The following is a 20,974-nucleotide window of genomic DNA, read 5'->3' as shown; positions in this document are numbered from 1 at the left end:
CGACTCAGACCGCTTCGGTGTCGTCGACGACATCCACCACGTCGTCGATGTCCCGTACGGAGGCGAGCAGTTCGGGGACGAGTGCCTTGTCCACCCTCCCCGCCACGGTCACCACGCCGCGCTCCACCGTGACCTCGACGCCGCGCGGATCCAGCAGGTGCCGGCCGACCAGCGACTCGACCTCGGCGAGGATCTCGGCGTCGTCGCGGATCAGGGCACGCAGCAGATCGAGTCGGCTCACCACGCCGACGAGCCGACCGTGATGGTCGGTCACGGGGAGGCGCTTCAACCGGCCGTGCGCGGCGGTCCATGCCGCGTCCGCCACCTTCTGCTCCGGGTGGACGGTGACGGGCGGGAAGGTCATCAACGTGGCGGCCGTGTCGCCGTGGCTCTTGTCGTACAGGCGGTGCTGCCACAGCCTGCCGACCGCTCCGTGCCGACGCGGCTCCGCCATCACGGCGGCCTTGGCCAGCAGATCCGATTCCGAGACGACACCGATCACGTGGTCGTCGGCGTCGACCACCGGCAGGGCGTTCACCTGCTCCCGGGCGAGTGCGTGGGCCACGTCCAGGAACGTCATGTCACCGGGAACGGAGGCCGCCGGTACCCGCATGACGTCCCGTACGCGCGGTACGGCCGGTTTCCGGACGGGCGGTTCGGGTGCGGTCGTGGCACGCGGCTCGAGATGCTCCCTGCCGTGCGGGCGTTCGGACTCCTCGGTGCTCCTCGCCGACGCGGCACCGGCGACCGCCGCGAGGTAGCGGCGCAGTGCGTCCTGGCGAAAATCCTCCTGGGGCGTCCAGGGGCGGCCCGGCTGGGTACGGCGGGCGTCCTTCTCCGCGGAGCTGTGCTCGAAGTCGCTCACGGCTGCCTCCTGGGGACGCCGTTCACCTACGGGCTCAGTTTCGCATCGATCGACCGGTGCGGCCTCTGGGCCGAACGGCCCTGGCGAGGACGGGTGGCCGAGGGCGACGCGACAGGTCACCACCCACCGGGGAGACTGGGAAGCGGGGCCCTGGCCCACCTTGAGGAGAGCGTGTGACGGGTTTCCGGGACTTTCTGACGCGGTTCCGGCCGGCGGCCTCGCCCGGCCGCGCCGCTCCGGGTGGTGTCCCGACGGACCGCTCCGCCGAACTCCGTGCGGAACTGGCACCGCCGCTGGCCCTGCTCGAACAGACGGAGGCGGAAGCCCGGAGCATACGCGAACGGGCCGCGGCCACTGCCGCCTCGGGCCGACGAGAAGCAGAGCGGCGCGCCGAGGCGATCGTGGCCTCGGCGCGTGAGCAGGCCCGCCAGGTACGGGCGCGTACCGCCGAGCAGGTGCTGCGCGCGGCCGAGGGCGAGGCCGCGGCCCTGCTCGCCGAGGCCGAGCGTGAGGCGATCGCCGTACGTGACCGTGCCAGGAGCCGCACGCCCGCGCTCGTCGACCAGGTGCTCGCCCTCGTGCTGGAGTACGTCGAGGCCGATGTGGCACCGGAAGGCCGGGGAGGCGGTTCCTGATGGGCGCAGACTGGGTGGCGGGTGTGACCCGGGCACGGGCCCTGCGGACCAGGTGCCTGGGCGCCGAGGCCGCCGGGCAGGTGGCCGCGTCCCGCGAACTCGACGACGCCCTGCGCTACTTGGCGGCCACTCCGTACCGGCACGACGTCACCCCGGGCGCCACGCTCGCCGAAGCCCAGCGTGCGATCTCGGCGACACTGCTCTGGCATCTCCGGGTCCTCGCCGGCTGGCAGCCTGCCACTGGCGCCAACGCCGTCCGGGCCCTCGCCGCGGGATTCGAGATCTCCAACACCGAGCACCGTCTGAGCGAACTCCTGGCCGACCCGCGACAGCCGGGCACGGAACGTCTCCACCCCCCGCCCTACCGTCTGGGCGCGCTGGCGACGGCCTGGACGCGGCTCGCCCGCACCCGTTCGCCGTCGGAGCTGCGTACCGCGCTGGCGGCCTCCGCCTGGGGCGACCCCGGGGGCGACTCGCCGGCCGCGATCGCCACGGGCATGCGGGTCTCCGCCGCCGTACGGCTCGCCGCCGCCGTTCCCGACGCGGCGCGCTGGGCCGCGGCCCGGCTCGCCCTGCTCTTCGGCCGCGAGGTGTTCGTTGCCGGCCGCCCGCTGCCGGACGTCACCGCCCGCCGGGCGGCCCGCCTGCTCGGCCCGCGAGCGGTCGGCGCGGCGTCGTACGCCGATTTCCGGCCGGCGCTGCCGGCCACCGCCGGATGGCTGCTCGCCGATGTCGGCGAGGCGGCGGACCTGTGGCGGGCGGAGGCACGCTGGTGGGACGCGGTCGAGCGGGACGGCCGTGAACTGCTGCGGCGGGCCCGCTTCGGTCCGCAGCCGGTCGTGGGGGCCGCGGCACTGCTGTCGGCCGATGCGTGGCGGACCCGCGGGGCGCTGGAGCTGGCCGCGCGGGGCGGTGGCTCCGTGGTCTGGCCCGCGGAGGTGTTCCGTGCCCCGGGCTGAGGCGGCCGTCCCGGTCCGGATGCGCAGGGTGGCCGTCGTGGCCCCCGAGAAGGCGCTGCGGGAGAGCCTGGTGCGGATCGCCGAGGCCGGCTGCGTCGAGATCGATCTGGCCGGTGACGGGGGGCCGGACGGCGTCCGAGGGCCCGCGACGACGCGCTTGCGGCGGCTGCGCACCGAACCCGGACAATCGGTTCTCAGTGAGACTCCTCCGGACCTGGACGCCCTGGAGCGCGCGGGCCGGGCGGACCTGTTGGCCGGTGAGGCGCAGCTGGAGGAACGACTCGGCAGCGCGGTCCGGCATGGCGAGGCCGCCGCACTGGCCGGCTGGTGCCCGGAGGCGGAGGTGGGCACCACGGCGGCGCGCATCGCCGGTGCCGGGGGCGCGCTCGTGGTGCTGAGGTCCCCGCGTGGTGTCGATCCGCCGACCCTGCTCACAGGGGCGGCCGCGAAGCCACCGGCGAGAACCGTGCGCCGCTCGTTCACGCCGCTGGTCAGCACGTACGGCGCCGTGCCCTATGCGGACCTCGACCCCACCCTGCCGGCCGGGATCGTCTACGTGGTGATGTTCGGCCTGATGTTCGGTGATGCCGGGCACGGGCTGCTGCTCGTCGCCCTCGCCCTTCTGCTGCGCGCGGGGCGGCCGCGCCGACTGGCGGCGCTGCGCCCCCTGTGGCCCTTCGTCGCCGGGGCGGGGCTGGCCGCGACCCTGGCGGGCGTGGCGTACGGCGAGTTCTTCGGCCCGACCGGAGTGCTGCCCGTGCTGTGGCTGGCGCCGCTGGAGGAGCCCATGCGGCTGCTGGCCGCCGCCGTCGTGCTCGGCGCCGTGCTGCTGGCCCTCGCCTACGCGGCGGGGATCGTGAACCGGTGGCGGGAGAGCGGACCGGCCGCGGCCCTGTACGCGCAGACCGGCATCGCCGGAGCCGCGCTCTATCTCGGCCTCGCGGCCGGCGCCGGATGCCTGTGGCTCGGCCGGACGGCGTTCGCCGCCGCGTGGGTCGTGGTCGCCGTCGCCGGTCTGGTCCTGGTCGCGGCGGGTCTCTACGCGACCACGGCGGGCGGGCCGGGCGGTGTCGTGCAGACCGGCGTCCAGCTCTTGGACGCGGTGGTCCGGATCGGCTCCAACGTCGTGTCCTTCGCGCGGCTGGCGGCCTTCGGGCTCACCCACGCGGCGCTCGGCGCGATCGTCTGGGACGGCACGACAGCGCTGGCGGGGCGGGGCCCGGTCGGCGTCGCCGCCGCGCTGCTGGTGTTCCTCGCGGGCAATGGCCTGGCCTTCTCGTTGGAGGCGTTGGTGGCCGGTGTCCAGGCACTGCGCCTGGAGTACTACGAACTCTTCTCCCGGCTCTTCGAGGGAGAGGGACGTCCCTTCAGACCCTGGCAGCTGCCCGTCGAGCACAGCCCGGTGAGGGAGGAGCAGTCGTGAGCACCTGGTTCTTGGCCCTGCCCGTGATCGCGGCCGGATTCGTCGCCGCACGCCTGGTGCTGCGGCGCTCGGGACGGACGGCCCTGTGGTGGATGATCGCCGCCGACGCCGTTCTCCTGGTGGCTGCCACCGTGGTTCTGACGCTCGCACTCGGAGGAGGATCGGCCCAGGCCGCGACCACGGCGGCGCAGGACTCGGGCTCCGGCTCCGCCGCCCTCATCGGTGCCGCGATCGCGGTGGCCGGGGCGACGATCGGGGCGGGCATCGCCGTCGCCTACACCGGTGCGGCGGCCCTCGCGGCGCTCAGCGAACGGCCCGAACTCTTCGGTCGTGCCATGGTCATCGTCGGTCTGGCCGAGGGCATCGCCATCTACGGCCTGGTCGTCGCGGTCATCCTCATCGGCAAGGCGTGACCATGGGACGCGTCGCCGCCCTCGGAGAGCGGTCCCGTGTGGCCGGTCTCGCTCTGGCCGGCGCGGTCGTCGTCGTCGCGGACGACCCCGAGGCCGTACGCCGGGGCCGGCGCAGTCTGCCGGACGACATCGACCTGGTGATCCTCACCCCTGCCGCGGCCGAGGCACTCGAACACGATCCGGCGCCGCCCGCGCACCGCCGCCTGACCGTGGTGATGCCGCCGTGACGACCCGTGCCCCCGACCAGAAGACGGACGCGCTCCAGCCGGTCCGAGCAGGTTTGCTGCGAGCCGCTCACGCCGATGCGGACACGCTCCTGGCCCGCGCCGGACGGGAGGCTGCCGCCCGGCTCGACCAGGCCCGGGCCGAGGCCCGGGCGATCCTCGACGACGCCCGCCGGCAGGGGGAGGCCGACGGCGCGGACGCCGCCCGTGACCTCCTGGTCAGGGCCCGGAGGGAGGCCAGATCCCGCACGCTCTCCGCGCGCCGTGAGCCGTACGAGCAGCTGCGCCGCGAGGCGGCGGAACGGGTCCGCGAACTGCGCCGGGCCGACGGCTACGCGTCTGTCCGGGAGCGACTCCAGCGGCGGGCCCGCGCGGTCCTCGGCCCTGACGCCCAGGTCACCGAGCACGCCGACGGGGGAGTGGTGGCCCGGACACCGGGAAGGCGGGTCGACCTGTCGCTGACCGCGCTGGCCGATCGGGCCCTGGACGGCATGGGAGCGGAGGTGCGCAACCTGTGGGAGCCGTGACGACGTCCACCGGGACGGACCGGCCGCCCACCGCCCGGCGACCGGTCTCCCGGGTCCTGCGTGTCACCGGACCCCTGGTCGAGATGGAGTACACGAGCGGCACCGCGATGTACGACCTGGTCTCGATCGGCCCCGCCGGACTGCCCGGCGAGGTGGTGGCCATCAGCGGTGACGTGGTCACCGTCCAGGCGTACGAGTACACCGGCGGGCTCGCGCCGGGACAGCCGGCGCTGCCCCAGGGCCGTCCGTTGTCGGTACGGCTCGGTCCGCACCTGCTCGGAGGGATCTTCGACGGGCTGCTGCGCCCGCTGTCCGGCGCCGGCGACTGGCTGCTGCCGGACACGCGGCGGACCGGGGCCGAGCAACGCACCTGGTTCTTCTCGCCGCTGGCAGCGGCGGGCGAGGAACTCGCCGAGGGGGAGGCGGTCGGGGAGATCCGCGACGCGGGACCGGTACGGGTGAAGGTCCTCGTGCCACCGGGCCGCGGGGGCACGCTGACGGAGATCGCCGGCCCCGGGAACCAGCCGCAGGACGCGACGGTGGCTGTGGTGGGCGGCACCGAGGTGGGGCTGGGCGCCCTGTGGCCGGTGCGCAGGCCCCGCCCCGTGCGGGAGCGCGTCGACACCCACGAGGCCCTCGACACCGGCCAGCGGGTGATCGACCTGCTCTTCCCCGTGGCCCGTGGCAGCACCGTCGCGGTGCCCGGTGGCTTCGGCACCGGCAAGACGGTGCTGCTGCAGCAGATCGCCAAATGGTGCGACGCGGACGTCATCGTCTACGTCGGCTGCGGAGAGCGCGGCAACGAGATGGCCGATGTCATCACCGAGCTGGCGGAGCTTCAGGACCCGCGCACGGGCGGACGTCTGGCGGAGCGCACGGTGACGATAGCCAACACCTCCAACATGCCGATGATGGCGCGCGAGGCGAGTGTCCACACGGGGGTGACGGTCGCCGAGTACTTCCGTGACATGGGCCTGGACGTGGTGGTCATCGCCGACTCGACCTCCCGATGGGCCGAGGCGCTGCGCGAGTTCGCCTCCCGTACCGGCGCGCTGCCCGCCGAGGAAGGCTACCCGGCCGGCCTGGCCTCGGCCATCGCGGCCTTCTACGAGCGGGCCTCCGCCGTGACCACGCTCGGCGGTGACCGGGGCTCGGTGACCGTGATCGGCGCGGTGTCCCCGCCCGGCGGGGACATGACCGAACCGGTCACCGCCCACACCGAACGCTTCGTCCGCTGCCTGTGGACCCTGGACCGCGACCTCGCCTACGCCCGCCACTACCCGGCGGTCTCCTGGGCCGGGTCCTTCTCACGGGACGTTCCCGTGCTGGCCGCCGGACACCGGGCGGCCGGGGATCCGGCGTGGTCCCGGCGCCGCGACCGGGTGGGAGCGGCCCTGGCGGAAGCCGACCGGCTGGCCGACCTCGTGGACCTGATCGGGATCGCCGCCCTCCCGGAGCGGGAGCGGATCAGCGTGCTCGCGGGCCGCCTGGTGCGGGAGGGCGTGCTGCAGCAGAGCGCGCTGTCGGAGTGGGACGCTTACTGCGGGCCGGAGAAGACGGCGGCCCTGGTCGACGCCGTCCTGGCGGTCGTCGACCGCTGCCGGGAGCTCGTGGACTCCGGTGTACCGGCGGCGTCGGTCGAGGAGGTCGACTTCGGTCCGCTGCTGCGCGCCCGGGAGGACACCGGCCCGCACGACACCGACGGGGTGGCGGCGCGGCGTGACGCCATGCTCTCCAGGCTGGGAGAGGTGCGGCCGTGAGCCTGTCCGGTGGCATCGAGTACACGGCGGTGCGCGAACTCCGCGGGCCGCTCGCGATCGTCGAAGGCGTCTCGGGGGTCGGCTGGGACGAGTACGCGCGCCTCACCCTCGCCTCGGGTGAACGGCGCCACGGCGTGGTCCTGGACGCCGACCGTGACCTGGCCGTCGTCCAGGTGCTGGAGGGCACGGCGGGCATGGACCCGCAGGGCGTCCGCGCGGTCTTCTCGGGCAGCCCGCTGCGCGTCCCGGTCGGCACGGACTGGCTCGGCCGCGTCTGCAACGGCCGCGGCGACCCCCTCGACGACGGGCCACCCGTCCTCGGCGCCCACCAGGCCGAGGTGGGCGGCGCTCCCCTCAACCCGGTACGGCGCGAACCGCCGTCCGAACCGGTGCTCACCGGTGTCGGAGCCGTCGACGCCCTGACCACGCTGGTACGGGGACAGAAACTGCCGGTGTTCTCGGTGGCCGGGCTGCCGCATCTGGAACTCGCCGCCCAGATCGCCGCGCAGGCCACCGCGGGCGGCGAACCGTTCAGCGTCGTCTTCGCCGGCATGGGACTCACCCACGCCGACGCCTCCTTCGTACGCGACGCCCTGGAGGAGCGGTCCGCGGCCGGGGAACTGGTCCTGCTGCTGAACACCGCCGACGACCCGGTGATCGAACGGATCCTCACCCCGAGGATCGCGCTCACCGTCGCCGAGCACCTCGCCTTCACCGACGGACGACACGTCCTGGTCGTGATGACCGACATGACGACGTACGCCGAAGCCCTGCGCGAGGTGTCCGCCGCCCGCGGGGAGATCCCCGCCCGCCGCGCCTACCCCGGCTACCTCTACAGCGACCTGGCCTCCCTGTACGAACGCTGCGGACGCGTCCGCGGACGGCCCGGCTCGGTCACCGTGCTGCCGGTGCTCACCATGCCCGCCGGTGACATCACCCATCCCGTACCCGACCTGACCGGCTACATCACCGAGGGCCAGATCGTGCTCTCGCCCGAGACGCACGCGCGGGGCGTGTACCCGCCGCTGGACGCCCTGTCCTCCCTGTCCCGGCTGATGCGCAAGGGCGCCGGGCCCGGCCGCACCCGCGACGACCACCTCGACGTCGCCGCCCAGCTGCTGGCCGCCCTCGCCCGAGCACGGCAGATCCGTGACCTCGCGGACCTGGTCGGCCAGGCGGCGCTGAGCCCCACCGACCGCCGCTACCTCGACTTCGACGAGGCGTTCCTGCGGGACTTCGCCGACCAGCGCAGCGACGAGCCCCGCAGCCTCGACGCCTCCCTGGAACGCGGCTGGCGGGCCCTGCTCACGCTGCCCCGCGGCCAGCTCTCCATGCTCCCCGCCGCACTCCTCGACGCCCACGGGGCGAAGGACGCCCCGGACACGGAGACCTCCCGATGACCGGCGCCCGGCCCGCGCCGCCCGGTCGGGCGGGGCGGCTGCGACTGCGGCACAGCCTCGATGTCGCCGAGCGCGGAGCCGACCTGCTGGAGCAGAAGCTCCGCATCCTGCGCGCCGAGCACGAGCGGCTGCTGAACGCGGAGAAGAAGGCCGCCGGTGCCTGGCGGGATCTGTTGTCCGAGGCCGAGGACTGGCTGCTGCGAGGGCTTCTCCTGGGCGGTGAACAGGCCCTCGACACGGCTGCCGAGGGAGTCGGTCCCGCCGAGGTCACGGTGCGCTGGACCACCTCCATGGGAGTTCGCCACCCCGCGACGGCCACTGCCTTTGTGCCGGCCCGCCCGCTCACCGCCGCCGCTCCCGGGAACACGGCACTCGTGCACGCCGAAGCGGCGTACGGCCGTGCCCTGCGCGCCGCCGCCGAGTACGCCGCCGCCCACGCCGCCGCCGAACTGCTGGGCACCGAGGTCATCAGCACCCGGCACCGGGTCCGCGCCCTGCGACGGCACTGGATCCCCCGCCTGCGGGAGGCGCTCGACCGGGCCGACCTCGCTCTGGAACAGGCCGAGCACGAGGACGGGGTCCGGCGGCGCTGGGCGGCCCGGAGCACCGGGCGGTGACCGTTCACTGGAACGCGGCGTGGATCTCCTGCTCGGTCGCGGTGTGCGAGACGAGCAGGATCTCGTCCCCGGGGCGGAGCCGGACCGCCGGATCCGGCACGGTGGGCTGTCCGTCCCGGACGATCGTGGCGACGACCGTCCCCTCGGGCAGCCGGACGTCGCCCAAAGCCCGACCTGCCGTCCTGGACCGCGGTGTGATGGCCGTCTCGATGACGTCGACGCCGGCCTTGCTCAGCCGCAGCAGGGCGACCGTGTCGGTGGCCCCGGTGGCCTCCTCGATGAGCGAGACCAGCGGGGTGGCGGCGGGGACCGCGACGTCGACGCCCCAACGGCTGTCGAACAGCCAGGCGTTGTCGGCGTCGTTGATGCGGGCTGCCACTCGGGGCACCGAGAACTGCCGTTTGGCGAGCAGGCTGATGACGAGGTTGTCCTCGTCGTCCCCGGTGGTGGCGATGACGAGATCCGCGGTCAGGGCGCCGGCGTGTTCCAGCAGGGCGGGTTCGCAGGCGTCCCCGGCGACCAGCCGCACCGGAACACGGTCCTGAAGTTCGGCGAGGCGGTCGTCGTCGGCGTCGATCAGCGTCACCTCGTTGCGGGCGGCGGAGAGTACCTGGGCGATCTGGGTGCCGAGCCGTCCGGCCCCGGCGATGATCACGTTCATGTCCCCAGCTCCTTGTCGAGAAAGCCGCGCAGCCTGCCGAGCGCCGTCGCGGCGACGGCGAAGGTGACCAGGTCGCCCGCTCGCGCCGGCGTGCTGTGCACGGGAATCAAGGAGCGGCCGGCGCGGGTGACTTCGACGACGCGGATCTCGCCGTCGACCTCGAACTCGGCCAGCCGCCGCCCGATGAGGTAGCCGGGCACCTCGGAGCGCAGGAGCAGGGTCTCTCCGTTGCCGAAGCTGAGTTCGGGGCTGAGGTGGCGGTGCAGCAGCATCTGGTGGATCTGGTGCACGGTCCAGCGGACGCTGGCGATGGTGGGGATGCCGAGGTCGCGGTAGATGTCGGCGCGCCGGGGATCGTAGATGCGGGCGAGGACGATCGGCACCCGGTAGGTCTCCTTCGCCGTGCGCGCGCTGACGATGTTGCTGTTGTCCCCGGAGGTGACGGCGACGAAGGCGTCCGCGTGCTCGACGCCGGCGGCCCGGAGCACGGCGCGGCTGTAGCCGTTGCCCTCGTGGAAGCGGATGCGCGGGCTGTCGGGCAGCCGCCGGGCCGCCTTGGCACGGCGGTCGACGACGTGCACGTCGTGCCCTTCGGAGGCGAGCAGACCGGCCAGGGTGGCCCCTACCCGTCCGCAGCCGACGACGATCACCTTCACCGTTGTGCTCCCTTCCGGCGCTCGGCGCGGCGGCGCAGCCGCCACTTGCGGATCTCGTCCGCGATCAGGGGCAGGGTCCCGAGCCCGGTCAGCAGGGCCCAGTCGGCGGCGTCGAGCGGGGCGGTGTTGAAGACGGCCTGCAGCGGCGGCACGTAGCTGATCGCGGCCATGAGGGCGACGCCGAAGCCGCCCGCCGCCAGCAGAGCCGGATTGGACAGCAGCCCCACCCGCAGGATGCTCTGCCGGTCGGTGCGCACTGCGAGCGCGTTGAAGAACTGGCTCAGCACGATCCCGGCCTGGACCATGGTGATCGCCTCCCGGTAGGCGGGCGTGTCCTTGGTGAAGTCGTCGAACGGGATGCCCGAGGCATCGATGTGCCAGAAGAAGACGGCGGTGACGCACACCGCCTGGATGCCGCCGAGGAACAGGATCCGCTCCACCACGGCGGCCGAGAACAGCCGTTCCCGCCGTGACCGTGGCGGGCGCTCCATCACGTCGGGCTCGGGAGGTTCGGCTCCCAGGGCCAGGGCGGGCAGTACGTCGGACCCCAGGTCGATCGCCAGGATCTGCACCGCGCTGATCGGCACCAGCGGGAAGCCGGCGAAGGTCGCCGCCAGAATCGGGACCAGCTCCCCGATGTTGTGGCTGAAGAGGTAGACGAGGAACTTGCGGATGTTCTGGTACACGGCCCGGCCGAGCCGCACCGCGGCGGCGATCGAGGCGAACGAGTCGTCCAGCAGCACCATCGACGCCGCCTCCCGGGCCACGTCGGTGCCGGACGCCCCCATCGCCACGCCGATGTCCGCGTGTTTGAGCGCGGGGGCGTCGTTCGCGCCGTCGCCGGTGACCGCCACGACCTCGTCCCGTCGCTGGAAGGCGGTGACCACGCGCATCTTGTGCTCCGGGCTGACCCGGCACAGCAGCAGCTCGGACGGCTCGGCGAGCAGCGAGTCGAGCGCCTTGTCGTCCATCGCGTCCAGCCGGGCCCCCGTGACCACGATCGGATCCGGCCCCCGTACGATCCCCACCCGCCGGGCCACGGCCTCGCCCGTGAGGGGATGGTCGCCGGTGACCATGACGATCCGGATACCGGCCCGACGGCAGGCGGCGACCGCGGCGGTGACCTCTGGACGCGGCGGATCCTGCATGCCGACCAGCCCCAGCAGCGTGAGTGACGACTCGGCCTCCTCCTGTGCGGGGCGGGGCCCGTCGAGCTCCCCGCGGGCGACGGCCAGCACCCGCAGCCCCTGCGACGCCAGCTCGTCACTCGCCGCCAGGACCGCCGCCCGGTCCCGCTCGTTCAGTGGCCCGCCCCGGCCCTCCCACTCCACGTCGGTGCAGCGCGCCAGCAGCTCGGCGGGCGCCCCCTTGACACACGCCTGGTAGCCCAGACCGCTCTTGTGCACCGTGGTCATCAGCTTGCGGTCGGAGTCGAAGGGGAACTCGGTCACGCGCGGAGCCGCCGCCTCCTCCGCGCCCGGATCGAGACCCGCCTTGGCGGCGGCGACAAGCAACGCGCCCTCCGTGGTGTCGCCGAGCACCCGCCACCGCTGCCCGTCCTCGGGCGGCACCAGCCGGGCATTGCAGCACAGGCCCGCCACCCGCAGCAGCTCACGCAGCACCGCCGCGTCAGCGACCTCCCCGTCCGGCGCGTATCCCACCCCGGTCACCGCATGCGTCGTACCCCCCGCCCACACCTGGGTGACGGTCATCTCCGCCTGGGTGAGCGTCCCGGTCTTGTCGGTGCACACCACCGTGGTCGACCCGAGCGCCTCCACGGCCAGCAGCTGCTTGATCAGGGCCTGACGGCGCGCCATCCGCCGTACACCGATCGCCAGGGACACCGAGAGGGTGGCGGGCAGCCCTTCCGGCACCAGAGCCACCATCACCCCGAGCGCGAACACGAACAGGCTCACCACCGACTGCCCGGTGGGCAGCCGCACGGCGAACATCAGGGCGCCGATCGCCAGCGCGGCCCCCGCCACCCGACGCGCCATGGAGGCCACCTGGTGCTGCAACGGGGTCTTCTGCCGCGGGGCCGCCGCGGCCAGCCGGTAGATCCGACCGAACTCGGTCGCCGCACCGGTGGCACAGACCACGGCGCGCCCGGACCCGGCGACCACGTCGGTCCCCATGAACACACAGTTGCGGGCCTCGAGCGGCGGCCCGGCCGCCACCGGATCGGCCGTGCGGCCCACCGCGTTGCTCTCACCGGTCAACGGCGCGTTGTTCACGGCCAGTTCGTGCGCCTCGACCACCCGGCAGTCCGCCGACACCGCGTCCCCGGCCTCCAGCACCACCACGTCCCCCGGCACCAGGTCCCGGGCGGGCACCTCCAGCCGTTCCCCGCCGCGCAGCACCCGGCAGGTGTGGGGCACCATCGCCTCCAGGGCCTGAGCCGTCCGCTCGGCCGAGTACTCCTGCGCGAAACCGATGGCCGCGTTCAGCACCACGACGCCCAGAATCGCCACCGCGAGCTGCAGGGTGCCCACGTCACGCGGTTCCTGAAGCCCGTACGCCAGGAAGGTGATTCCCGAGGCGACGAGCAGCACGACCGCGAAGAGGTCCGTGAACTGTGCGCCCAGTTGCCTCCAGACGGGGCGGCGCCTCGTACGGGGCAGTTCGTTGGCCCCGTACCGCTCGAGCCCCGCCCGTGCCCGCTCCGCCGACAGGCCGCGCCGTGACGTACCGAGCGCGGTGAAGACATCACCGGCGGCGAGCTCCCGTACCGGCGGACGCGGACGCGGACCGGAACCGGGAGGGGCGCCGACCGCCTCGTCCGCCCCTCTGCCCGGTACCAGCGGGTCCGTACCGGCGCGCATCATCCGAACCCGTACGGCGCCGAGGCGCTCGTCTCCGGCCGAACCGGGCGGATCGGGGCCTTGCGTGAGGCTTCCATCACGGACTCCAGTGAGTGCGGCGGCCGTTCCGCCGGTGCGCCGCCCCCGAGCTGCGGCGTCACCTCATCGTGTGACGGGCGGGCCGGCACCACCAGGGCCGTCCGGTGCAGGGGACGGGGCCGTCCGGCGCTTCCTCACACCGGGACAGTGATGACGGGGCAGTGGGCGTGGTGCAGTACTCCCTGGCTCACCGAGCCCAGCAGCATGCCCGTGAACCCTCCGTGCCCCCGGGTTCCCACGACCAGGCCCAGGGCGTGTTCCGAGGCTTCCGTCAGGACCCGCACCGGATGGCCGCGCACGACCTCGTGGTGCAACTCCACTTCCGGGTGCGTCGCGGTGCGGCCCGCGACCGTCTCGGACAGCACCCGGCGGCACTCCCGCACCGCGGCGTCCTCGTCCAGCACACCGAGGAGCGGCGGATGCCACACGTACAAGGCCCGCAGGACCGCTCCGCGCAAGGCCGCCTCCTCGAACGCCAGGTCCACCGCCGCGGCGGAGTGCGGACTGCCGTCGACGCCGACCACGAAGTACGCGGGCGCCTGGGTGATGTGCTCCGGCTCCGGGACGACCACGACCGGACAGGGCGCGTGGGCGGTGAGCGGCAGCGCCACGGCGGTGGAGGTGAACAGTTCGCGCCGGGTGCTCAGATGCCAGGAGCCCACCACGACGAGGGAAGCGTTCCGTGCCTCCTCGCGCAGGACCCACGCCGGCTCGCCCTCCGCCAGCACGGTCGACACCTCCACCGCCGGCCGTCGGGACTCGACGAAGTCGACCGCCGCCTTGAGCACCTCGGCGCCCGCTTCGTGCAGTGCCCGGTTCCACTCCTCCCAGGACGGCCGTACCTCGCCCGACCGGTATCCACCCGTCGGCACCCCCTGGGCCTGGACGAGCCGCACCGGCAGCCCGCGGCGATCCGCCTCGTCCGCGGCCCAAGCGAGCGCCAGCCGCTTGGAGGGGTCGGGATCGACGCCCACGACGATCGGTCCACGCCCGTCCGCACCGCTCATGGCACCTCCAGAAAAATCCCGTGCCGCCGTCCTTCCAGCGTGACCCCAGCCGTCGGGAGCCGCCAGGTGGCCGACCGCGCGCGGCCGGCTCCCTGATGCGCGGCAACGGCGCACCCGCGCTGGGCCCGACATGCCCCCTGCAGGCCGCGACCAGCCGCCGCCCACCGGGATCACCGGGATCGGGCAGGCCAGCCGACGTGGTCATACCGCGGAACGGTCGCGCCGCCGCCCGCTCGCACGGCGTCCACCACCGCCTGGTGCAGCTGCCTGCTGTCCTGCTGGGACAGGCAGGTCACCGGACTTCCGGCGAGGGCGTACCACTGGGAGGTGCCGGTGTACCGCACCGCCACCTCGGCCTGAACACCGTCCCACGTCGTGCGCAGGGTCAGGTTGCCACTCATCACGCCGCCCTCGTCCGTACGGGCGCCTCCCCGCCCGGCGAACACATCTGCTGTCGTCCATATCGCTCTGGCCATGACGTCGTTCCTTCGTTCCTTGTCCCGGCCGCTCCTCCGACGGTGTCCCTGCCACGGGCGGGGGCGCTCGTGGGTACTCTTCGGTCGCGGCCGTCCTGCTGGTGAACCGCGAACGCCGGGCCTCCGGCCTCCTTCGCGGTGTTCTCGCGCAGGTCCTTTCTTCGAGGGTGCTCCTCGGGCCGACGCGTGCACTGGGCCGATCGGGTACTCATGTGGTCCAAGCGGCCCCGTGAATGCCGAGCCGGGGCGCGGTCCCGGGCCGTGAGCAGCCCGACGAGCCGGTGCGCGTCGGCGAACAGCAGGGCGTCGGCCCCTTTGTCTCACGGGGCCAGCGAGAAGTAGTTCTCCTCTTCCTGGGTGAAGTGCAGGCGCAGGACGGTGTTCAGTCCGTAGAGGCTGGAGCGCAGGTCGTCGAGTTGGCCGGGACTGAGACCGCCGTCGGCGTGGGCGAGGCGCAGGTGGGTGGCGATGCGGCGGGAGAGGCGTTCGATCTCGGCGTGGGCGCGGCTCATGGTGGCGGTGGCTTCGGGGCCGCCGAGGGTGGGGGCCAGGGCGGGGTAGAGCTGGTGTTCTTCGGCGTGTTCGTGGGGCAGCAGCCGTTCGGTGAGCAGCCGGTGGGTCTCCTCGACGGCCGAGAGGGCCTTGGGGCCGGGGCTGTCGGAGAGCCGGTCGGCGGCGTCGCGTACGGCCTCGAGGACGTCCTGGAGGTCGTCGTGTTCGGCCGCGAAGCGGTGGATGAGAGCTTCGGCGGTGGGAGTGAGCGCCGGCCGCGCGGCCTGGTCGACGCGCAGGGCGCGCAGCGCGTTGAGGATGACCGCGACGTCGATGCCCTCCTGGAGCAGCGCGCCGACGGCGGGCGGGAGGAGGCCGAAGGCGGCCGCGGCCATGGCGGTGAGCGACATCAGCATGCCGCCGAGCGCGCTCTGCACGGCGATGCGCCGGGCTCGTACGGCGATGGAGACGGCGTCGGCCAGGCGGTCGACGCGGTCGGTGGTCAGGACGATGTCGGCGGCTTCGGAGGAGGCGGTGGAGCCGTGTGCGCCCATGGCCACACCGATGTCGGCGACGGCGAGGGCGGGCGCGTCGTTGACGCCGTCGCCGACCATCACGGTGACCGCGCGTTCGCGCTCGGCGCGCACGACGGCGACCTTGCCGGCCGGGCTGAGCTCGGCGCGCACGTCGTCGAGGCCGAGGACGGCGGCGACCTCCTGGGCGGGTTCGGCGCGGTCGCCCGTGAGCATCAGCAACCGTTCGATACCCGCCGCTCGCAGGTGACGCAGGGTGCGGGGCGCGTCGGGCCGGACGGGGTCGCGCAGGAGGACGGCGCCGGCCGGTTTGTCGTCGACGGTCAGCCAGGCGACGGCCGCACCGTCGAGGAGAGCGCGGTTGTCGATGGCGCGGGCCCAGGGAGGCTGACCGTCCCAGGGGCCGAGACGGCCGATGTGGACCCGGTGCCCGTCCACCGTGCCCGAGGCACCCCGTCCTGCCTCCTCGGTGACGTCCGACGGCACCGACAACTCCAGCCTGCGTTCACGGGCCGCGTCGACGATGGCCCGGGCCAGGACGTGCGGCGAGTACTGGTCGAGGGATGCCGCCAGGCGCAGCACCTCCGCGGGCTTGCGGCCGGGGGCCGCGCTCACGTCCAGGACACGGGGGTGGCCGCCGGTGAGGGTGCCGGTCTTGTCCAGCAGGAGGGTGCGGGCGCGGCCGAGGTTCTCCAGGGCGCCGCCGTCGCGGATGACCACGCCGAGCCGGGAGGCCCGGGAAAGACCGGAGACGATCGCGACCGGCGCGGCCAGCAGCAGCGGGCACGGCGTGGCGACGACCAGGACCGCGACCGCCCGTACTGCGGACCCGCTGACCAGCCAGGCCAGCCCCGCGACCGCGAGCGACAGCGGCAGGAACCAGGCCGCGTAGCGGTCGGCCAGCCGCACGACGGGCGCCGACTCCGCCCCGGCCTGCCGGGCCAGACGGACGATTCCCGCGTAGGTGCTGTCCTCCGCGGTCGCGGTCGCGCGCAGTTCGAAGGCGCCGCCGGCGTTGACCACACCGCTGCGGACCGTTTCGCCCTGCGGCCGTTCGACCTGGAGGGGCTCGCCGGTGAGCACCGATTCGTCGAGGACGGCGGTGGTGCTCTCCACCCGGCCGTCCACGGGGACGACCTCACCGGGACCCACGACCAGCAGGTCGCCCGGGTCGACCTCTGCCAGCGGCACCGAGTCCACCCCGGCGTCCGTACGGCGGCGCGCCGAGCGGGGCGCGTGTTCCAGCAGGGCGCGCAGGTCGTGGGAGGCACGCCGCTGCGCGGCGGCCTCGAGGGTGCGGCCGGTGGCGAGCATCAGCGCGATCAGGGCCCCGGCCAGGTACTCGCCCACGGCCAGGGTGCCGCCCAGCGCGAGCACGGCGATCAGGTCGACGCCCGCCCGCCCGTGCCGCAGCGCGTCCAGCACCCACCCCACCGCGGGGACGACGGCGGACACCGTGCCCAGGCCCCAGAACAGGTCCGCGAGGCCGCCGGCGCCGACGAGCCAGGCGATGCCGCCGGCCGTCAGAGCCGCCGCTGTGACGGCCAGGAGTGCGGGTTCCAGCCGTGACGAGACGACCGCGCCTGCCAAGCGGCGCAGCCGGGCCCCGACGGTGGTTTCGGTCGCGTTGACCATGGCACACCTCGCTCGGTCCGATGCGACGACCTTCACTTCGGTCCCCGTCCAGCACACCCCGCCACCCGCACTCCCGCCAGGGGACGAACGGCCCCGCCGCCTGGGCCGTACGCCGGGCCGGACTCCAGCTGGTCAGGTCCGTTCGTCGTCCGTGCGCAGGGCGAGGACGGGACAGGCTGCCACGGCCCGCCGGGCGTGGGCGCGCAGTCGGTCGGGGACGGCCGTGTCCTGGAGGATCGGGTAGCCCCATTCGTCGAGGTCGATCAGTTCGGGCAGCAACTCTGCGCACAGGCCGTGCCCGGTACAGGCGATGCGGTCGATGCGCAGGGTGCGGGGGCGGCTCATCGCCGGCTCTCCGGGGCGGTGGCAGGTGGCACGGGGATCCGGGGCGGCAGATGGGCGGCCGGGCAGGTGCCGTGGGCGAGGTGGTGGTCGACGTCGTCGGCGAAGGTGTGCAGGGCGGAGGCTGCCAGGCGGGCGGCGCCGTCGGGGTGGCGGCAGGCGCCCCGGTCGGGCAGCAGACCGACGCGGTGGCGCAGGCGGGACAGCAGGGCCGGATGCCCCCGGCCGACGGCCAGGGCGGTGAAGTCCTCGGCAACGGCGGGCAGACCGAGACGGCAGGGCCCGCACTGGCGGGCACCCTGCGCTGCCAGGTACGTGAGGATGCGGGCCGTCTCGGTCAGGCCGCAGGACTCTTCGGGCAGCGCGACCAGCACCCCGGCACCGGGTGCCGCCCCCAGCGGGGCCAGATCGCGCCGAGTGAGCGGGGTGCGCAGATGCTCGGCGGGGAGCCAGCTTCCGGAGAAGCCGCCGAGCAGGACCGCTCGCAAGGGCTGCGTGGCACCGCCCGCCCGGTCGAGGACCGTGGCGAGCGGCGTTCCCAGAGCCACCTCCAGCACGGAGGGGGCGCGGACGGCACCGGAGGCGGTGACGAGCAGGGTGCCGGGCTCGTCCGGCGTGCCGACCTGCCGGAACCAGGCCGGTCCGTAGCGGGCGATCAGCGCCAGATGGGCGAGGGTCTCGGCGTTGTGGACCAGCGTGGGACACCGGCCGACACCCCGCTCGTAGGTCCGCGGCGGGCTGCCCTGGGGCAGGGCCGGGCCGCCGTTGAGCCAGCGCACGAGCGACGTCGACTCGCTGGCGACATAGGAGTGCGGAAGGGCGTTCAGACGCAGCCGTACCGGCTCGAGGCGGGCGCGACGGCGCTCGTGCACGGCGCTGCTCAGCTGCCGGTACTGAGCGGCGCGGTCGCGGGCGAGACACACGTGGACGGTGTCCGCGCCGACCGCCGTGGCGGCCAGCACGGCGCCGTCGAGGACGAGATGGGGTGCGACGGCGATCAGGAACCGGTCCTTGAGGCTTGGGGGTTCGCTCTCCATGGCGTTGACGACGACCACGCGGCGGCCCCGTCGCGCGGCGACCGCGCCCAGCTTGCGGCCGGTCGGGAACCCGGCGCCGCCGCGCCCGGTGAGCCCGGCCGCCGTCACGGCCTCCACGAGGGGGAGGGGGCCGCGGTCGCCGGTGAGGGGTGGCCCGTAGCGCCTCAGATGCTCGGTCAGGTCGGCAGGCCGGCCGGTGGCGTACCAGCCCGCCAGCAGCCGGGGGCCGGCCGGATCGTCCGTTCCGGGGGCGTGGTGGTGGGGCGCGAAGGGCGCCGCGGCCGAGGAGTTCACCGTCCACCCCCGAGAAGGACTGCCGTCGAGGCGGCGCGCTGGGACCAGCCAGGCTGCAGCGGCCCGGCGGCGAGGAAAGCGGTGAGTACCACCGGAATGGCGGTCGCGGCGACCGCCGCCGTCAGACGCCCGGCAACCCGGCCCGGACCGGCCTTCACCAGCCGCCACCACACGGCCGCGACCACCGCGCCGAGACACCCGGCGTACAGCCACAGCTGAAAGGGGAGCCGGGTGTCGGTGCCGGTGCCCACCCCGTGGAAGAGGGCGAGCGGCCAGGCGGCATACGCCAGCCAGTGCACGGCCTTCCAGCGGCGCGCCCCCAGGCGTCGGCGCAACGCGCTGGTGACCGCGACGGCCAGCAGCAGATCCAGCCCGGCCGTGCCCAGCCCGAGCCACAGCGGACGATAGGACGCCCCGAACGGCACCACGGACACCGCCCACCCGAGGCGGACGAACGGATCGAGCACCGCCGTCACCACGTGCACGACGAGGAACACCAGCGTGAGCAGGGACAGGTTGCGGTGAAGCGCGGCGCGCTCGAAGCGGCCGAGCCGACGCGGCCGTACCCGTACGCCGGATGCGATGCCGAGCATCACGGTGGCGGTGAGCAGCAGCAGGGCCAGGGTTCCGGCCGCGCGGCTCGAGTACCACAGGGGGCTTCCGGTCAGGGCCAGGGTTGTCATCGCGGACCTCCATCGGTGGCTCCGGGGACGGCGGCGGTGTCGGACGGCCATCCGCCGAGACGCACGACACGGCCGTCCAGGTCCACCAGGCGGGCGGGCAGAGCCGCGCCGAGCAGCCAGTCGACCGCCCTGCCGCCGAGCACGATCGCCGCCGTACTGGCGGTGTTGGCGTCCACGCAGGTCGCGGCCGCGACGGTGACCGTGCGCCAGACGGGAGTGGCGGGCTCGCCGGTGGCCGGGTCGACGATGTGATGCAGGGTGCGTCCTGCCCGCCGCCAGGTGCGTACCCGGATGCCCGAGGTCGCCAGCGCTCCGCCGGTCACCGCGACGGCCGGGCCGGGGTCCGTGGCGGGCCGGGCGTGGTCGTCGGCGAGGGCGATCCGCCAGCCCCCTGCCGGGGCCGGACCGGCCACCGAGAGGTCACCGCCGAGACCGACCAGGACTCCGCACCCGGTGACCGCGGCGGCGCGGCGGGCGGCGCGGTCCGCGGCGAGGGCCTTGGCGGTCGCGCCCAGGTCGAGGTGGGTGTGCCGGGGCAGACGCAGCCGCCGGGAGCGCGGGTCGAAGACGATCCGCCGCCATCCGGGGGCGGGCAGGGCAAGGGGCAGCGGACGGGTGTCCTCGGGACGCAGAGCGGCGAAGGTGCGGTCGTAGCCGAGGGCGGTCATGGTGCGTCCCACGGTCGGGTCGACGGCCCCGTCGGTGAGCCGGGCGGCGCGGAGGGCGGCCTGGAGTGCCTCGGCGAAGCGTTCGCCGACCGTCGTCGGGTTGCCCGCGTTCCGGTTGACGCGGGTGAGTTCGGAGTCCGGCCGGAAACGGCTGCACGCGAGGTCGACGGCGGCCAGCTCGGCGCGCAGGACGGCCTCCGCGTCCGGCACGGCGTCCGGGTCGGTCACGAGCAGCACGGCCGTGGTGCCGAGCGCCGGGAACACGGCCTCGGGGAGGGACGGTACGGGAGTGTGGGCGGTCATGACGCCCCCGTCGTGGTGTGAGGCTGCTGCTGGGTGGGAGCGGGCGGCTGCGCCGGGGGCTGCGGTGCCGGCCGCGACACGGGGGCCGCACCCGGGTCGTCGTCCTCGCCGTCGTCGTCGTTCTCGTGACGGGCCGAGTCGCCGTGGTTGTCGCCGCCGGATGTCGGGGTGACGGCGGAGGGTGCCGCAGGGTTGTGCAGGGGCGGGCTCGACGGCACGGGTGAGGCCGAACTCCCGGGGAGCAGGTGGGTGTAGAGGCTGCCCAGGGCCGCCGCGCCGGTCACTGCGGCGACGGCGATCCAGCGGGTGAGGCGGCGGCTCCGCCGCAGGCCGCGATCACGATCGTGTGCGCGTGCCGGGTCCGGCGGGGGCAGGAGCTGGTCGAAATCGTCGGACGAGGGGGACATGGCAGCGGCTCCTGGTGGATCGGCGGCCCGGAAAATCGGCTGCGTGCAACTCCAGGC

The 20,974-nt window shown here is 74.4% G+C and carries 21 protein-coding genes; 9 read left to right on the top strand and 12 right to left on the bottom strand.

Annotation, left to right across the window (positions count from 1 at the left end):
• Positions 1-4 precede the first annotated feature (4 nt).
• Positions 5-865, bottom strand: coding sequence for a CBS domain-containing protein (locus tag ACIRF9_RS47350; RefSeq protein WP_403836205.1), 861 nt, complete (start codon positions 863-865; stop codon positions 5-7).
• A 173-nt stretch (positions 866-1,038) separates the two neighbouring features.
• On the opposite strand from ACIRF9_RS47350, the gene ACIRF9_RS47345 reads away from it, so the two are divergent.
• The 9 genes from ACIRF9_RS47345 to ACIRF9_RS47305 are packed head-to-tail and all read left to right on the top strand — an operon-like array spanning position 1,039 to position 8,823.
• Positions 1,039-1,500 carry a hypothetical protein gene (locus ACIRF9_RS47345; protein ID WP_403836203.1) on the top strand — a complete coding sequence of 154 codons (462 nt, stop codon included), beginning with the start codon at positions 1,039-1,041 and terminating at the stop codon, positions 1,498-1,500.
• The gene (locus ACIRF9_RS47340) at positions 1,500-2,459 is read left to right on the top strand and encodes a V-type ATPase subunit (protein WP_403836201.1); all 960 of its coding nucleotides are present in this window, start codon (positions 1,500-1,502) and stop codon (positions 2,457-2,459) included. Before ACIRF9_RS47345 ends, ACIRF9_RS47340 begins: the two co-directional genes overlap by 1 nt.
• Positions 2,446-3,882 carry a V-type ATPase 116kDa subunit family protein gene (locus ACIRF9_RS47335; protein WP_403836199.1) on the top strand — a complete coding sequence of 479 codons (1,437 nt, stop codon included), beginning with the start codon at positions 2,446-2,448 and terminating at the stop codon, positions 3,880-3,882. Before ACIRF9_RS47340 ends, ACIRF9_RS47335 begins: the two co-directional genes overlap by 14 nt.
• Entirely contained in the window at positions 3,879-4,295 is a 417-nt protein-coding gene (locus ACIRF9_RS47330) for an ATP synthase subunit C (protein ID WP_403836197.1), read from the top strand. Before ACIRF9_RS47335 ends, ACIRF9_RS47330 begins: the two co-directional genes overlap by 4 nt.
• Before the next feature lie 2 nt (positions 4,296-4,297).
• Positions 4,298-4,522 carry a hypothetical protein gene (locus ACIRF9_RS47325; protein ID WP_403836195.1) on the top strand — a complete coding sequence of 75 codons (225 nt, stop codon included), beginning with the start codon at positions 4,298-4,300 and terminating at the stop codon, positions 4,520-4,522.
• A complete protein-coding gene (locus ACIRF9_RS47320; protein WP_403836193.1) occupies positions 4,519-5,046 on the top strand; it encodes a hypothetical protein in 528 nt (175 codons plus the stop codon). The genes ACIRF9_RS47325 and ACIRF9_RS47320 overlap by 4 nt, the downstream gene beginning before the upstream one ends.
• On the top strand, positions 5,043-6,806 hold the full coding sequence (locus tag ACIRF9_RS47315; RefSeq protein ID WP_403836191.1) for a V-type ATP synthase subunit A: 1,764 nt from the start codon (positions 5,043-5,045) through the stop codon (positions 6,804-6,806). The genes ACIRF9_RS47320 and ACIRF9_RS47315 overlap by 4 nt, the downstream gene beginning before the upstream one ends.
• Entirely contained in the window at positions 6,803-8,206 is a 1,404-nt protein-coding gene (locus tag ACIRF9_RS47310; RefSeq protein ID WP_403836189.1) for a V-type ATP synthase subunit B, read from the top strand. The genes ACIRF9_RS47315 and ACIRF9_RS47310 overlap by 4 nt, the downstream gene beginning before the upstream one ends.
• Positions 8,203-8,823, top strand: coding sequence for a V-type ATP synthase subunit D (locus ACIRF9_RS47305; protein ID WP_403836187.1), 621 nt, complete (start codon positions 8,203-8,205; stop codon positions 8,821-8,823). Before ACIRF9_RS47310 ends, ACIRF9_RS47305 begins: the two co-directional genes overlap by 4 nt.
• A 4-nt stretch (positions 8,824-8,827) precedes the next feature.
• Here the strand turns inward: ACIRF9_RS47305 and ACIRF9_RS47300 are convergent, their stop codons facing one another.
• The 11 genes from ACIRF9_RS47300 to ACIRF9_RS47250 form a co-directional block, all read right to left on the bottom strand.
• Entirely contained in the window at positions 8,828-9,484 is a 657-nt protein-coding gene (locus ACIRF9_RS47300; RefSeq protein ID WP_403836185.1) for a potassium channel family protein, read from the bottom strand.
• Entirely contained in the window at positions 9,481-10,140 is a 660-nt protein-coding gene (locus tag ACIRF9_RS47295) for a potassium channel family protein (protein WP_403836183.1), read from the bottom strand. The genes ACIRF9_RS47300 and ACIRF9_RS47295 overlap by 4 nt, the downstream gene beginning before the upstream one ends.
• Positions 10,137-12,962: a cation-translocating P-type ATPase gene (locus ACIRF9_RS47290; RefSeq protein WP_403836181.1), complete on the bottom strand. Its 2,826-nt coding sequence runs from the start codon at positions 12,960-12,962 to the stop codon at positions 10,137-10,139. The genes ACIRF9_RS47295 and ACIRF9_RS47290 overlap by 4 nt, the downstream gene beginning before the upstream one ends.
• Before the next feature lie 212 nt (positions 12,963-13,174).
• Entirely contained in the window at positions 13,175-14,047 is an 873-nt protein-coding gene (locus ACIRF9_RS47285; protein ID WP_403836179.1) for a universal stress protein, read from the bottom strand.
• A gap of 170 nt (positions 14,048-14,217) precedes the next feature.
• Positions 14,218-14,523, bottom strand: coding sequence for a hypothetical protein (locus tag ACIRF9_RS47280; RefSeq protein WP_403836177.1), 306 nt, complete (start codon positions 14,521-14,523; stop codon positions 14,218-14,220).
• 320 nt (positions 14,524-14,843) lie between these two features.
• A complete protein-coding gene (locus ACIRF9_RS47275) occupies positions 14,844-17,183 on the bottom strand; it encodes a heavy metal translocating P-type ATPase (protein WP_403836175.1) in 2,340 nt (779 codons plus the stop codon).
• 132 nt (positions 17,184-17,315) lie between these two features.
• Positions 17,316-17,528, bottom strand: coding sequence for a ferredoxin (locus ACIRF9_RS47270; RefSeq protein WP_403836173.1), 213 nt, complete (start codon positions 17,526-17,528; stop codon positions 17,316-17,318).
• On the bottom strand, positions 17,525-18,856 hold the full coding sequence (locus ACIRF9_RS47265) for an NADH-ubiquinone oxidoreductase-F iron-sulfur binding region domain-containing protein (RefSeq protein WP_403836171.1): 1,332 nt from the start codon (positions 18,854-18,856) through the stop codon (positions 17,525-17,527). Before ACIRF9_RS47265 ends, ACIRF9_RS47270 begins: the two co-directional genes overlap by 4 nt.
• Entirely contained in the window at positions 18,853-19,539 is a 687-nt protein-coding gene (locus tag ACIRF9_RS47260) for a ferric reductase-like transmembrane domain-containing protein (RefSeq protein WP_403836169.1), read from the bottom strand. Before ACIRF9_RS47260 ends, ACIRF9_RS47265 begins: the two co-directional genes overlap by 4 nt.
• Complete coding sequence (locus tag ACIRF9_RS47255; RefSeq protein ID WP_403836167.1) at positions 19,536-20,510, bottom strand: FAD:protein FMN transferase; 975 nt, start codon at positions 20,508-20,510, stop codon at positions 19,536-19,538. The genes ACIRF9_RS47260 and ACIRF9_RS47255 overlap by 4 nt, the downstream gene beginning before the upstream one ends.
• Positions 20,507-20,917: a hypothetical protein gene (locus tag ACIRF9_RS47250; protein WP_403836165.1), complete on the bottom strand. Its 411-nt coding sequence runs from the start codon at positions 20,915-20,917 to the stop codon at positions 20,507-20,509. The genes ACIRF9_RS47255 and ACIRF9_RS47250 overlap by 4 nt, the downstream gene beginning before the upstream one ends.
• Positions 20,918-20,974: the final 57 nt, after the last annotated feature.

Origin of the sequence: Streptomyces sp. NPDC096132, from assembly GCF_044763345.1 — a bacterium.
Lineage (GTDB): Bacteria > Actinomycetota > Actinomycetes > Streptomycetales > Streptomycetaceae > Streptomyces.
Note: the sequence above shows the minus strand (reverse complement) of the source record. Positions and strands in the feature narration are given on the sequence as shown.